The organism is Streptomyces sp. NPDC027663 (assembly GCF_055566415.1).
The window spans coordinates 141,064-155,663 of record NZ_JBVHSK010000017.1 but is presented as its reverse complement, the minus strand read 5'-3'; the positions used below and the strand labels follow the sequence as shown (position 1 = coordinate 155,663).

Sequence of the window (14,600 nt, the reverse complement as noted above, 5' to 3'; positions counted from 1 at the left end):
TGCGACCTGCCGGTCACGGACCGGGATCAGGGTGCCGTCAACGATCCATAACCGGTCGGTGCCCGGCACCGGCCTGGGCACCGGCTCCAGCGCGAACAAGGGTCGCAGGCGCTGGATGACACGGCAGACGGCGGCAGGTGAGCAGCCGAAGAGCGGGGCGAGCTGCCGCATGGTGAGGTTCGTGCGGTAGTACACGGCCACCAGCAGCACCCGCTCGGCCAGCGGAAGACACCACGGCCGGCCCCCACCGGGGCCATTGCCGCCTCGCTCCCGCACCACCCGCAGCAGCTTCTCGAAGCGCCCCATCCGCAACCCGGTGAACGTCTCCACCCACACCGGCTCGGCCTTCAACACCCCACCCATATAGGCAAAATGCCCGCAGCCAAGCCTTCTGCAACACCCTTTAGGGACGAGCCGGGCCTACTCCTCCATGCGTTCCGCGTCGTCGGGGACCCAGGGGAAGGGGGCCTGCGGCCAGCGGGCGGCGGCCCACCCGTCCAGGTCCACGGCGAGAACCGCGTCCATGAAAACCTGCGGCGGCTGATAGCCATGCGCGGCGACGTAGTGGCCGATCAGGAACGGAGCGGCGTAGGCCACCCCGGGAGGGCCCGGGATACGGATTTCCCTGTTCCCTTCTGGACCCTGCTCCGGCGGGCACAGGTCGCACTCATGCAGTCCCAGGCAAACGTTCATCCACTGGACTCTTTGGATAGCCTGCAACTTCTCCGTAAACGTGGCGGAGACCGGACCGGTCGGGTACGGCCTGCCAGCCTCCAGCTACCCGATGTTCAAGCGGGTGTACGCAGGGCGGTAGCTGGGACCGTAGAAACCCGATCCCTGTCCGTGAACTCGTCCTCGACCTGATAGTCGTACACGGTGAGATCCTCGTAGAACACTCGTGCATCATCGCCGCCCAAGGCCCTCAAGAGCCACGCGATTCGCTCCGAGCTACGACCCATCGGACACGGCCTGGTGTCGGAGGCCCTGGGGTCAAGCCGGCTAGAGATCATCCGCGCCGTAACCGGCGAGGGCGAGGTGAGCCCCCGACCGGAATCACCCGTTTTCCCGTCATCGGTGTTTGGAGGCGGTGATACTGACCGCATGGCGTTGTACGCACTCTTCGTGGGGATCGACGAGTACAGCGGACCGGTTTCGCCGCTGCAGGGATGTGTGGCAGATGTACGGGCGTTCGGGGAGTACTTCGGGGCGCTCGTCGCGCCGCAAGGGCTGCGGGCGCATGTCCTCCTCGACGCGGACGCGACCCGCGAGAACGTCATGGACGGGTTCACTCGCCACCTGACACAGGCGGGACCGGGCGATACCGCACTCTTCTGTTTCGCCGGTCACGGGTCGCAGGAACCAGTGGAGGAGCGGTTCTGGCATCTGGAGCCCAGCGGGTTCCAGCAGACGCTGGTGTGCGCCGACAGCCGTACTGGCGGCCTGCCGGATCTCGCCGACAAGGAGCTCAACGAGTTGCTCGGCGGGGTCGCGGCGGGTGGAGCGCATGTCCTCGCGGTCCTCGACTCCTGCCATTCGGGCGGCGCCACGCGGGAGGCCCACGGCCAGCGGCGAATCCGGGCCGCTTCACCGGTCACCCGACCGCGCCCGCTGTCGTCCTATACCCGGGGTGTCCGGGCGGCGCTCGCCGCAGGGGCCCTGCCGCAGACAGCCCGGCATGTGAGCCTGGCCGCCTGCGAGTCCGGGCAGACGGCCGCCGAGATGCGGATCGGGGGAAGCGTCCGCGGGGTCTTCTCGGTCGTCCTCCAACGGGCTCTGTCCCGGCTCGGCCGCTCCGCCACCTACCGCGACCTGATCGGAGCGGCCGCAGTGGGCGTCCGCGACCGGGTGCACGGCCAGGATCCAGTGGCCTTCGCCGCCGAACCGGACGATCTCGACCAGCCCGTGCTGGGCGGGATCGCCACGCCTCGCGTCTTCGACCTGCTAGTGGAGCGTTACCGGGGGTCCTGGTGGCTCAACGCCGGCTCGGTCCACGGCATCGTGCCACCGATAGGCGAACTCACCACAACGCTTGCGGTGGACACGGCACCGCTCTCCCGGGTGACGGTGACCGAAGTCGAGCCCGTCCGCTCCCGCGTCGCCGGCGCCGACGGGTTGGACCCGGCCGACCGCCATCCGGTGCGAATCGTCGGCGTCCCCTTGCCGCCGGCATTGGTCGATCTCCAGGGGGATCCGGCGGCGATCGCCCTGGTGCGCGAAGCGCTCGACGGATCCGCACATACCGCGGAGGGTGCGGATCCCGGCCCCGAAGGCGACCGGTTCCTCGTGCTGGCCACCTCCGACACCCTCACCGTCACGCGGGCCGACGGCACACCGCTGGCGAATACCTGCCCCGCGACTGCCGCCGGAGCCAGGCGCACCGTGTCGCGCCTGGACCACCTCGCCCGGTGGCACACGCTGCGCAGGCTCGACAATCCCCTCACCCGCCTTCCGGGATCGGTCTCGGTGGAACTCCTCACGGCGCTCCCCGGGGAATCCCCACCGCGGCCCTGTACCCGCGCACCCCTGACGCCAGCGGTAGACGGCGCCGTCCACCTGCCCTGCCCCTCAGCCCACCAGACACCCCAGGTCTACGTCTACCTTCACAACCTCAGCGACCGGCCGCTGTTTGTCACACTGCTGAACTTGACCGACCGCTATCGCTGCCATGCTGGTCTCTTCTCCGGCGACCACATTCCGGCGGGCGGCACCGCGGTCGCCCACGGAGGCCGACCGGTGAGTGTGTCGATCCCCCGAGAACGGCTCTCCCGTGCCGAACCCGAGGTCCGTGACTGGCTCAAGGTGGTAGCCGCCGAACGCCCGTTCTCCAGTGACGCCTTCGAGCTTCCCGTCCTCGACGGCGTACGCCCTCCCGTCCGCGCGGTGGGCGGAGGAATCCTGGAGACCCTGGCGCTGCGCCGCGACTTCGGCGACGCGCCGCAGGAAGTCTACGAATGGACGACCTCGATCCTCGAAGTCCGCACCCACCTGCCGAAGAATCCTCTCGATGCATAGGCGGCAGGCCCCCAGGGCGTACGCCGACCGCAGGCTCGCCCGCCTGCTGTTCAAGATCTTCGAGGACCGGAACGGGCTGGCTTGGTGGATGCCCACACGGCGGCTCACAGTCCTGGCCGTCCTGCACGGCGAGGTCGGCTACCCGGGCGACCTCGTCGGCCTCATCATGGAGGAGATCCGTAGAGGGGCGATTGTCCCCCATCGCCACCCGTATGAGATCCCCGAATACCAGCTCGTCAGCTTCGCACCTGTGTCGTTCGTCGATGAACTTCCCCTGCTGCAGTACCTCAGCGATCTCGGACTGTTGTTCCTGTACGAGGAAGCCGATCCCCCAACGGACGCGCCCCGTTACGGGCTCCCTGACGCGATCACCCGCCAGTTCCTCGACGCGGGTCTGGCCAGCCACCTCGACAGCATCGACCGCAGGTTGAGTAACCTCGGAACACCCTCTGACGAACTCGCCTACGAGGGGCTGATGGCAATGGCCCTGGCCAGCGCCACAGACGGCGGAGGTCATCCCGCGTTTTTTCTGCCCGAGGCCAGCCGGATCTGGGCGGCGGAAACCGAGCCGCAGTGGGCCAGGTTCGCCGAAGCCGAGGCATTCCTCCTCAACGAGCTCCCGCCGCGGCTGCTCGGATTCCCTGACGTCGTGGAGCTCGCCCGGTCCGCGTGCGAGGTCCGCGCCCGGCTGCTCGACGGCCCGATCGACCTCGAAAGGGAGTTCGCCCCCGTCCTCCACGCCGCGCGAAGCCTCGGCGCCTCCTACCGGGACGCCGCCCTGGCGACCGTTGACGGGATCACACTGTCTCCTGAAGGGCTCACCCTGGTCACCGGCCTCTACCCGGGCGACACCGTCCTCGCTACGGTCACCGCAGCACCTGAACTGGCCCTCCACCGCGCGGAAACTGCCCTGACGGGCCTGGCGGACGTCCCCAAGCTGCTGCTCGTGCCCGGCACGCGCCTGTGGATGCCGCCCCTTCACGACATGGTCCTTCACGAGATCTACGCTGGCGACCCTCCCCGGGAGGTCCACACCCATGCGCCCTTCTGACCGGGAGCAGGCTGCCCGCTGGTTCCAACTTGCCCTCGACCAGGGTACGGACGAGCCGCCACCGGCGATCGGTGGCCCGGACGCCTCGCTCTTCGACGCCGCCATCGAATGCCTGACGCTGCCGGACGACATCACGGCCGCTCTACGCGCCGCAGACCTCCGCGCCCGGTGCGCCGAGGCGGGCTGGCACCAACTCGCCGCGCTCCTCGACGTGGTCTGCCTTCTCCCCGCGCTTGGAGCCCCCTCTCATATCGAAGCCCTGACCGGCCCCGTTCCGACGCCCGACTGGAACATCTCGCATTTCCTCATGATGACCGAGGAGCGTCCGCCGAATCCCTCCGACGCCCTGTCGTTACTGCCGGTCTTCATCGCCGGTGCCCGCACCCGGCCACGGCCATCACGCGCGCCTGGGGCCGTGGACTGGCCCCGGTGCGAACGGCTGCTCGACCAGCTCGAAACGCTGATGGCCGCAGCAGACCGGAACGGACTGCCAGCGCTCGCCGAAACCGCGGGACTGCGATTCCAGGGCGGCCTCACGCTCCTCACCGCGTCGGCCGGCCGACACGGAGAATGGCCGCTGGCCCTGCGATACAGGGCAAGGTACCGGGTTCTGAACCGGCCGAGCCAGCCACCTGCGGATCCGTCCTTGGACCGTTCACGGATGATTCAGAAGCTCGCCGCCAGCCTGGCCACGATGCACGATTTCGGCGTGCGTCACGGCTCCCTGCTTCTGGAGAACGTGGGCGCCGACGGAAGACTGAGCAACTTCAGCGAGACACAGCACCAGGACCAGCGGGTGCGGGACCTGATCGATAGCGTCGTCGACCTGGCCGAAAGCGTCGTCGACGCGGTCGATGCCCCCGACCGGGTGGCCGAACAGGCGGCACTACTCGAAGGCCTGAGAGCCGAGCTGTGGGAGCCCGACACCGACGACGACGTGGAATGGCTAGTCGGGGACCTGATCCCCCTGCGCCACCAGCTCGATGAGGCCGAATGGGCGGCGGCGGCCGAGCAATACGTCACCGCGGCCCGGAGTTCCCGGGCCCGCGATGTCGTGTCCCGCGTCGACGCCGCCGTCTCCCAGGAGCAGATCGAGGCAGCCCTGGACTCCCTGCCGCGATGGACCCCGGACGAGCCGCACCTGGAGATCAGGCTCGCCGCGATCGTGGCACGCCACGACCCGGACGCCGACCCTCGCCTCGAAGCAGCGCTCGCCGACGCCCTGGCCCGGCCCTCTGCGGCCGAGCGGGCACACGCACTGATCGAGCTAATCGCGATCTGCGATCTCGTGGACTGGCGCGTCCAGGACCGGGCCATCGACGTACTGCTGCACCTGTTGGAAGAGATGACCCAGAGCGCGCCGACCGAAGCGGACGTGATCGCGGAATCCGGTGCCAGGGCCGCGGGGGCAATCGGGCACCGGCCCCTGCAGACCGCGCTGTCACGGGTCTGCGGCCGGAACCGCCCCGACGAGTCGCGCCCCGCCAACGAGCCCGACCTCCCATCACAAGACGTCCTTGAATTCCTGTCCGAAGAGGCCCTGCGCATGCTCGGCGAGCAGGATTGGGCGCGTGCGTCGGTCCTGCTGAGTGCCGAACTCGACGAACACGAACGCCGGGACCCCGGAGGCATGCCCTCGCTGCTGACCGCCGGATACCTGGGCCTCGCCCTGAGCTCGAGCATCGAACTCCACCCGGATCTCGGCGAGGGCCTGGCCCTCCAGATCCTCCGAGAAGGTGTGCGGTTCGGCCCCGGTCTGCTGGCCGCCGTCCGCGGCCTCCAGCGAGCGAGTCACCGGCTGGTCCTGAACGCTGCGGCCAACCTCGGGCATGCCATGGCCGCCCACTTTTCCGACCGCCGGGCCTCGCGCGAGGTTCTCCAGCTCGCGGCCGACCTCCTCTCCGAGACGCTGCTGCGCACCGACCCCGAACAGGAACCGCTCACCTACTCCACCCGCGCCAACAACCTGGCGCTGTGCCAGCTGACCGTCGCCGAAATGCACCAAGACGACGAACGGATCGCGACACTCCACAAAGCCCATGACCTGTTCCTCGAAGCCACCCGCATCGGCGAAGAGAACGTCGGCAGAGGAGCCGACACGCGGTTCATCGACTACAGCAACCTCGGCGCGACCCGCATGGCCCTCGCCCTGGCCACCTATGACGCCCAGACGATCGACCACAAGCCGGTGGAGTCCGCGCAGTGGTATCGGTTGGCTCTGGAGGCCTATCACCACGCGGCCGAACTTGCAGACCAGAGCAACTCCCCGGAGCACCACGCCGCCATCCTGCTAAAGGCGGCCGCCGTCACTTTGGATCTGTGTGACCGGTACGCGCTCGAACGCTATTGGGCCGGCGGGGATCTGACCGGAGCGTTCTACGACTGGCTGCGCGCCTTCGCAGGCGATCACATCAGGACGGACTGGCTGATCAGCGACTGGGCGAGCAGCGCTCTGGCTGGCATCTCCCACGCGGCGCGGATCGCCGTCGGGGGCAATCCCACCCTGGTCCTGACGTGCGTCGAGGCCGCCGTCCGTCTGTGGAGCCTCGGCCAATGGCGCAACGGCATCCCCCGCGCACATGCCCGTCACGCGCTCGCGCTCCTGGTTGAACTCACCGACGCGCTCGAAGACTCCGGCATGTTCGCCGCCTTCCCCGACCAACTGTCCGAAGCCGCCGAGCTACGGCCGCTCTGGCAGGCGCTCGCCCTGGTTGACGCGCACACCACCGGCAGCGCGAGCGAAGACCAGCTCAGCCTCGCCTCCCGGATGCTGCAGAATCTCGGACGTAGCCGATCTCCGCTGCTCAGGTCCCTGGCACTCCCCTACCGACTGTCTCACGAGTTCGAACGGCGCGCCGACGGTCTGCTGGTCAACGGATTGTTCCTCGAACCCGACGACGGCCGCCTGTCACTCGTCCTACCGTCCCTGCAACGCGCCATCCAGCTCACCGGGCTACGCATCGGCGAACTGCGCTGCGAGCGGCGCGACGTCCACCACCTCCGTACGGTCAGCCTGAACTCTCTGCGCCACCTGTCGCCTATGGTCTCCTGGGACGACCTGCCCGGAGAAGTGCTCGTCGCCCGCGGCACCGGCACCGTCGACAACACCCCCGTCTCCTTCGAGGCATTCCGGCTCCCGACCGGAACCTGGGAGACCTGGCTGATACACCTCGCTCGCCACGGCACCGGCGACACCACCATCGGCCTGAACGTGCCCTACCAAGGGATGTACGACCCGGTCTCCGGCACCTTGGACACTGGCGCCACCGGCAACGTCACCGACGACGTCCACGTGCTGGTCTTCGGCGAACAGGGCATCACCATCGAGGTCAGCATCCCCTTCGCCGACGCCGGACAGGCGCAGGCCGCGGATCGCGAACTGGTGATGCGCACCCACGAGATCGACCTACTCATCAAGAGCACGCCACGGATCGCATCCTCCGACGCCGCCTTCATCGTCAAGGACGACGGCAGCACTGCGGCGTCGGTCTGCGCCGCCTCCTTCACCCACGCGGCCCCGAGTATCAGCTTCCCCGCCAATGCCGTCCACACCTTCAGCCCCCTCTTCTACTTCCGCGACCGACTCGACACCGGCGCCAGGAACCTCCTCAACGAAGTCCGGCCACGGGAGATCGTCTTGGTCGGCGTACCCGATGACATCGAGGACGCTGTCGGGCTGCTCGGCGACCTGTTCGATGCGCGACGAGGCCTGCTCTGGCTGGTGGAACCGGACGAAGCTGATCGCGCCACGCGAGCGCAGGCCACCTTCGTCCAGCGGCTGGAGGAAGCGCCCGGAGCCCGCTACCTCCTGCGGGCCGCCTCCTCGGCGAACGCGGCCTACCGGCCCGCCGACCATCTGCAGATCGTCATCGTCCCCCGTGACCTGGCTGCGGCGGCCGCACAGATCGGCCTCGACCTAGCAGCCGCCCGGCGGCGGGACACAGAAAACATCCCCGTCGTGCTCGAAGGACAGCCCACTTACATCAACGGCAAAGGCAACGTGACCGGGGCACGCCTGCTGAAGATCCTGTTCGACGGACCGGTCGAATGGGACACCTACCTCGAACGCTACATCCCCCTTCTGGGCACCGGCGTGCACGGCCAGGCACTCCTTCACTCCTCACCGCAGACGGCGTCGGTCTTCGAGGCCCTGCACGCGACCATGGCACGCCGTCCCGTCCACATCCGCCACCACGACGAACCCGCCGCGATCGCCGCGCTCCCCCATGCCCGCCTCACCGGAGCAATCGTCCTCCCCGCGAACGACGAGTCCTTCGCCCTGCTGGAGCGCCTGAAACCGCCCGAGGTCCATATCCGGCAATCACTCACCAACGCCGTGCCTAGCGGCCCGTGGACCGTTCTGCCACTTCCCGAGGATCCCGCCGCGATAGCGCTCATGTTCCAAGAGCTAGCGCGTGAGGACCACAGACGCCGGATCGCCGACCTGCCTCGCACCCATCCGCACCTGGTCGGCAGCACGGAACTCCTCGCAGAGACCGGCCCCGCCGACTACGTCCTGCTCGGCCCGCGGGACCCGGCCCAACGAGCGTACGCCTACCTCGCCGCGAGCTATGCCGCCGCACTCAACGCCCCGCTCTATCTCATGACCGAACCCATCGACCCGCACATCGGAGGCCGGGCTGAAACGCTCGCCACCGCCGGATCCGGCAACAGCCGCAGTCCGGTCACCCGCGACTTCCTCGCCGACGAAGCCGACACCTTGCCCTCAGAACTCGCCGACATCTTTCCCGCGACCCTGGCCGACCTGGATCTACTGTCGCCCACCTATGTCTCGCTGGTCACCCCCTTCGCCGGATTTCCCATCGAACTCGTCGGAACCCCGCCGCTCGCCACCCGCTTCGCCCTCGGCAGGCTCGCAGGCCCGGACCTAGCTTCGACGGCACTGCTCATCGCCCGCGCCGCTCTCGCCGAGGACATCACCCGGCCCGTCAACGTCCACGCGGTCCTCACCGACTGCTCCGACGCCATCCCTGACAAGACCGTCCCCGACGCGCGGGCCGAGATTCTCGCCCTGCGCGACCAACTCGCCGCCCAGCCTCGTGTCCACGTCCGCCTGGTCGACGACCTCACCGGCTTCCTCCAGGCGGCCCCCGGCGCCGCTGTCCTCCATTTCGCCGGGCACTGCCGCTTCGTCAGCAACGACCCCGACCAAAGCGGTCTAGTCTTCCGCGAAGGCATCCTCACCCCGAGCACGTTCACCGCAGTCCTCGGCGCCCACCCCCTCGTGTTCGGAAACGCCTGCGAATCCGGGCTGCTCACCCCGGCCACGTCCTCGGACGGTGTTCTGTGGACGGGCATCGCCGCGGCATTCCTCGCAGCAGGCGCCGGCAACTATCTCGGCAGCCTCTGGCCAGTATTCGACGCCGGCGCCCGCCTCTTTGCTGAAGTCTTCTACACCACCCTCTGGGAAGGCATGCCCGTCGGAGAAGCCCTCCGGCACGCCAGGCTCCACGCCTACGAACGCGGCGACCCAAACTGGTCCGCCTACGCCCTCTACGGCTGCCCCCGTAACCGCTTCCGCCCCCCACGCCACCGGCTCCACGACCTCGGCACGAGCTAACAGGCGGCCTTTCCGGGAGGCCATTTTGCCGGGACGAACTCGCCGCCGAAATGGCAGGAGACGAGCGTCGGCATGCGGGTCCCTCGCTTACGCCGTCCGGGATTCCAGGAACCTGCGCGCTTTCCCGTGCGGCGTGTGGGAGGCGGTCTACATCATCGAGGGGCTGCTGAAGAACGAGTCCGAGCTGCAGCCAACCACGATCCACGCGGACACCCAGGGCCAGAGCTTCCCTGTCTTCAGCCTCGCGCGCCTGCTGGGCTTCGAGCTGATGCCCCGGATTCGCAACTGGAAGGACCTAGTGTTCTTCCGTCCCACCAGGCAGGCCTCCTACCTGCACATCGCGCGCTGTTCGGTCCGGCCGGGCGCAACGCCATCGACTGGGACCTCATCGAGACGCACTTCAAGGACCTCATGCGGGTGGCACTGTCGGTGCGCGAGGGCAAGATCTCCTCCGTGCTGCTGTTGCGGCTCCTGCGCTCCGGGTCGCACAAGAACGCCCACTACGCGGCGTTCCGCGAGGTCGGCCGCGTGATCCGCACCATCCATCTGCTGCGCTACCTGACGGACCCGCAGATGCGCCGTCGGGTGACGGCGGCGACCAACAAGGTCGAGGCGTTCAACGGGTTCTCCGAGTGGGTGCGCTTCGGCAACCGGGGCGTCATCGCCGACAACGACCCAGTCGAGCAGGAAAAGGCCGTCAAGTTCAACGCCCTGCTCACCAACTGCCTGATCTTCCACAACACCCTGGACATCGCCCAGGCGGTCCGCGAGCTGCAGGCCGAGGGCTGGAAAACCGACCCCGAGGACTTGGCCGAGGTCTCGCCCTACCTGACCGAGAAGATCATGCAGTTCGGCGAGTACTCCACTCACGAGCTCGACCTGCCCCAGGAGGCGTACGAGCCGCACCTAGATATCGACTTCACCAAGCTCGGCCCCGAGTACGAGGCAGGGTAGCTGTGCCGTTCCTCAAGGGCTCCCACTGAGCGTGGGAGGGAGCAGCCTGTGTGGGTCAGGCCGCCCCGTTGCCCGTCAGCGCAGTCCGCTGTAGGCAGCCATGATGATCTCCATGCCGCGGTTGTCCTCTTGGCGGTCCCGGTCGATCATCTGGTTCATGACGTAGGCCACCGTCATGCGTGAGTCGGGGTCGCTCGCGACCAGCGAGCCGCCCCAGCCGCCCCAGCCGAAGGTGTTGCCGAACTTGCCGAAGCCCACTGTCCAGCACATCGGGGTGCCCAGCACGCGGTCCCCGCCGCGGAACACCTCCTGCCAGGCGGGCTCACACCCCTTGGGGGACAGCAGCCGCACGCCGCCGGCCGAACCCTGGTTCGCCAGTACCGACTGGACGAGGGCGACGGAGCGGGCGTTGCCGAAGCCGTTCACCGCCGGGATCTGCGCGCGCCGCCAAGCCGGGGAGTTGGCGTCCTTGACCCGGATCGCCACTCCGGTGTTCTCCCGGCGTGTGCCATCCGGTCCGAGCGGTGCGCTGGCGGCGTACTCGTCGGTCAGTGACGGCGGCGGGATGAGCGGCGCGACGCGGTGATCATGTTCGGTGGGGAGCCCGATGTGAAAGTCCGCACCCAGCGGTTTTGCCACCTCTTCGGCGAAGAACTCGCCGAGACTGCGGCCGGTGATGCGGCGGACGATTTCACCCGCAAGGAAGCCGAAGGTTAGTGCGTGATAGCCGGCGGCCGTTCCCGGTTCCCATTCGGGCGCCTGCGCGGCCAGCCCCGCCGTCACGCTGTCCCAGTCGTAGAGCTCCTCGACCGTCGTCGGCCCGGACAGGTCCGGCAGCCCCGCGGTGTGCGACAGCACGTGCCGCACCAGCACCTTCTCCTTACCGGCCGCGGCGAACTCGGGCCAGTAGGCGGCGACCGGCGCGGACAGATCGAGCTCGCCCCGGTCGGCCAGGATCAGCGCGCACAGGGCGGTCATGTTCTTGGTCGTCGAGTTCACGCCGGTAAGGGTGTGTCGCTCCCAGCCGACGGAGCGGTCCGCATCGGCGTACCCGCCCCAGATGTCGACCGCCGGCTCGCCGTCCACGTAGACGGCCGCCGAGGCACCCACGTCGTCCTTGCCGAGCAAGGCTGCCAGGGCCGCCCGTACTGCCTCGAACCGCGGCTCGCAAAACCCCTTAATATCAGTCATGCGCGTAAGCCTCATGCCAGGTCAGGGCTTCCTGCCCGACAATTCCCGCACCGGTTTTGTCGGGCGGGGCGCGACCACATCTTCTCTACTCCAGCAAGGCGGCCTGACGGCCGCGCGGGACCGCTCCTGCCTTCGCCCCACGGTCGGCCGATGCCAGTTCAACGCCCAGTTGCGTGCGGCGGTGGAGAAGCAAGAAGAAAGGACGGATAGGCGTGCTGGAGCGGCTGAATCAGGCGCTGGACCACCTCGAGGCCTGCCTCGACCGAGAGGTCGACATGACCGAGGTGGCCCGGATCGCCGCGGTGTCGGAGTACCACTTCCGGCGGCTGTTCTCCGCGCTCGCCGGGATGCCGCTCCCGGTCTACGTGCGGCGCCGACGAATGACCCTCGCCGGGGCCGAGGTGCTGGCCGGGGACCTGACGCTGCTCGACATTGCGGTCCGGTACGGATACGGCTCGGGCGAGGCGTTCGCCCGGGCATTCCGATCGGTGCACGGCATCGGACCGGGCGAGGCCCGGCGCACGGGTGCGGTGCTCACCGCGCAGCCGCGTATGTCCTTCCGTGTGGTCGTCGAAGGGAGCACGACCATGCGCTACCGGATCGTGGAGAAGGAGTCGTTTCGAGTCATCGGCAAGAAGGCCCGGCTCCCGCTCGTGCCGGAGGGGATCAACGCGGCCGCCGCGGCGCACCTGGAGAGCCTGGACAAGCCGGCGATCGTACGGATGAAGGAGCTGGCCGGCCAGGAGCCGGACGGGATCTTGTCGGCGGTGGTGTACCTGACCGACAGCCGGGAGGAGGGCGCCGAGGCGGACTACTGGATCGGCGTGGTGACCGGTCCCGAGGCGGCCGCCGAGGAGCTCGACGCCCTCGACGTGTCAGCCGGGACCTGGGCGGTCTTCGACAACCACGGGCCCTATCCGAGCGCCCTCCAGGAACTGTGGCGAGACGTGTTCACGCAATGGTTCCCCTCAAACCCGTACACGAGCCGGATAGGTCCAGAGCTCCTGCGGACGCAGCCGGTGGAGATCGGCGCCGAGACCGACTCCCAGCTGTGGATCCCGGTCGAGCGGGACGGCGGGAGCGCCGGGGCGTGAACGCCCACCGGGACGCCGGGCCGGGGGCTGGCACACTTGACGCTCATGGACCTTGACGATTTAGTACTCCAGCAGCGGTTCGTGTCCTGAGCTGGTTTTTCGATAGTGGCAGCGGCGGGCGATGGCTTGACAGCGTCTCCTCCAGGCCGACCACTTCAGTGCGTGGGTGACGGTGTTGCGGTCGGCTCGTGGGTGAGGCAGGAGAGCGTCCAGGAGTCGCCGTATCTCTGCAACGGTAAGCGGGACGAGGGCTGATCCGTTTCTGCAGCCCCCTTTGCGGCATCGTCGGCCTGGGCTGCGAGTGCTGCCAGGAAGGCGTGGGCGAGCATCGCCAGGGTGATGTGCCGATACCAGCCGATGTAGCGGCGGACCTCGTACTCGTCCAGACCGCACTCGTTCTTCGCGGCCTGGAAGCACTCCTCGATCGCCCAGCGGGAGCGGGCGATGCGGACCAGTTCGGCCAACTCGATGCCGACGGGTGCGTAGGCGAGGTAGTAGGCAAGTTCGCCGGGATCGGACAGGCTGCGGCGGGCCATCACCCAGCGGTGATGAGTCGGCGGATCGGGGTCGAAGATCAGGTTGGCAGGAAGCGTGGCCGCGGCCCAGTCGTAGACGCGCGGGCCCTTGGCGCCGTCGCCGCAGGAAGGCCGCTGCCAGGCATCAAGGGGTGCTTCCTCGATGAGCTGGTCGATGCGCCAGATCCCGGCCAGGGACTTGATCGACTGGGACTTGGGCACCGCGACCACGTAGCCGACATCGAGTTGTTCGAGTAGACGGCGGAAATGCCAGTCCTGCCCATAGGCTTCGTCCGCGGTGACCCAGGCGGCGGGCAGACCCGCCGCGAGGCATCGGCGGACGATGTTCCGGGCCAGTTCTCCCTTGGTGGCAAAGCCCCGCTCGTCGGGGATCTTCGCCACCCGGCAGCGCTCGCGGTCGCAGGTCCAGGCTTTCGGCAGGTAGAGGTCCCGGTCGACCAGGGCCCGGCCCGAGCTGGTGGCGTAGGCGGCGAACACCCCGATCTGACAGTTGTCGATCTTTCCAGACGTGCCGGTGTACTGCCTCGACACCCCGGCCGACGTGGTGCCCTTCTTGACGAACCCGGTGTCGTCGATGATCAGTACACCGCCCGGACCGAGACGCTCACCGACGTAAGCACGGACATCGTCACGCAGTGCATCCGCGTCCCAGACGCTGCTGTTCAACAGCCGCTGAAAGCCGTCCGGAGTGCGATGGCCTGCCCATTCCGCGAGCTGCCAGCCGTTCTTCCTCGCCTGCTCGAACGCGAGCCGCAGCGCTAGTCGTTGGTGGTCCCCCAGTAGCCGATCTGCGCGGGCCGGTCGTCGCGGTAGAGCACCGTGCAGTTCCCCTGGCCACGGCCCGGGAAGGCCAGCCGCTCCGACTCAAGGGCAGCGTCCCATTCCTCGTAGGTGGGCCGGCCCTGAGGAGCCCACGCGCGCACCTCGGCGTCGGTCAGGGGCCGCATGAACGGGCCGTCGTCGGTGTCCGTGGCGTTGATCATTGAAGGGAAGTCCAGCACGCTGGCCGTGCCGCCGGTGAAGATGTGCTCCTGCCACTGCGGGTCACGCCACAGCTCCTCAACCGACCGGCCCTCGTAACCGTGGTTGTCCAGCGCCAGTTCCTCTTCCTGGGCCTGCCGGAACGCGGCCTCCAGATCACGCCGATACGGACCTGTGTCCTGCCATTCGTTGCCGCCCAC

General features: G+C 68.5%; 10 protein-coding genes and 1 pseudogene. 6 read left to right on the top strand and 5 right to left on the bottom strand.

The annotated features are described in order from the left end of the window. Both ACZ4SF_RS32655 and ACZ4SF_RS32650 read right to left on the bottom strand, forming a co-directional pair. A partial coding sequence (locus ACZ4SF_RS32655; RefSeq protein ID WP_468391652.1) for a helix-turn-helix domain-containing protein occupies window positions 1-363 on the bottom strand: 363 nt, incomplete at its 3' end. 57 nt (window positions 364-420) lie between these two features. Continuing rightward, on the bottom strand, window positions 421-720 hold the full coding sequence (locus ACZ4SF_RS32650; RefSeq protein WP_468391649.1) for a DUF7919 family protein: 300 nt from the start codon (window positions 718-720) through the stop codon (window positions 421-423). Window positions 721-972: 252 nt separating this feature from the next. On the opposite strand from ACZ4SF_RS32650, the gene ACZ4SF_RS32645 reads away from it, so the two are divergent. The 5 genes and pseudogenes from ACZ4SF_RS32645 (at window position 973) to ACZ4SF_RS32625 (ending at window position 10,598) form a co-directional block, all read left to right on the top strand. Continuing rightward, window positions 973-3,012: a caspase family protein gene (locus ACZ4SF_RS32645; protein WP_468391646.1), complete on the top strand. Its 2,040-nt coding sequence runs from the start codon at window positions 973-975 to the stop codon at window positions 3,010-3,012. 88 nt (window positions 3,013-3,100) lie between these two features. Beyond that, complete coding sequence (locus ACZ4SF_RS32640; protein WP_468391644.1) at window positions 3,101-4,063, top strand: hypothetical protein; 963 nt, start codon at window positions 3,101-3,103, stop codon at window positions 4,061-4,063. Next, on the top strand, window positions 4,050-9,644 hold the full coding sequence (locus ACZ4SF_RS32635; RefSeq protein WP_468391641.1) for a CHAT domain-containing protein: 5,595 nt from the start codon (window positions 4,050-4,052) through the stop codon (window positions 9,642-9,644). Before ACZ4SF_RS32640 ends, ACZ4SF_RS32635 begins: the two co-directional genes overlap by 14 nt. 25 nt (window positions 9,645-9,669) lie before the next feature. Then, window positions 9,670-9,981, top strand: a pseudogene (locus ACZ4SF_RS32630) (Tn3 family transposase); the annotation flags it as partial. Continuing rightward, complete coding sequence (locus ACZ4SF_RS32625) at window positions 9,930-10,598, top strand: Tn3 family transposase (RefSeq protein WP_468391700.1); 669 nt, start codon at window positions 9,930-9,932, stop codon at window positions 10,596-10,598. The pseudogene ACZ4SF_RS32630 and the gene ACZ4SF_RS32625, both read left to right, overlap by 52 nt. Before the next feature lie 75 nt (window positions 10,599-10,673). On the opposite strand, the gene ACZ4SF_RS32620 is transcribed toward ACZ4SF_RS32625, so the two are convergent. Beyond that, on the bottom strand, window positions 10,674-11,789 hold the full coding sequence (locus ACZ4SF_RS32620; protein WP_468391697.1) for a serine hydrolase domain-containing protein: 1,116 nt from the start codon (window positions 11,787-11,789) through the stop codon (window positions 10,674-10,676). Window positions 11,790-12,001: 212 nt separating this feature from the next. Here ACZ4SF_RS32620 and ACZ4SF_RS32615 point away from each other — a divergent pair, with 212 nt between their 5' ends. Further along, entirely contained in the window at window positions 12,002-12,883 is an 882-nt protein-coding gene (locus tag ACZ4SF_RS32615; RefSeq protein WP_468391640.1) for an AraC family transcriptional regulator, read from the top strand. Between the two features lie 155 nt (window positions 12,884-13,038). Here the strand turns inward: ACZ4SF_RS32615 and ACZ4SF_RS32610 are convergent, their stop codons facing one another. Together ACZ4SF_RS32610 and ACZ4SF_RS32605 are read right to left on the bottom strand one after the other, a co-directional pair. Next, complete coding sequence (locus ACZ4SF_RS32610) at window positions 13,039-14,244, bottom strand: IS701 family transposase (protein WP_468391694.1); 1,206 nt, start codon at window positions 14,242-14,244, stop codon at window positions 13,039-13,041. Then, window positions 14,178-14,600: a hypothetical protein gene (locus tag ACZ4SF_RS32605; protein ID WP_468391637.1), complete on the bottom strand. Its 423-nt coding sequence runs from the start codon at window positions 14,598-14,600 to the stop codon at window positions 14,178-14,180. Before ACZ4SF_RS32605 ends, ACZ4SF_RS32610 begins: the two co-directional genes overlap by 67 nt.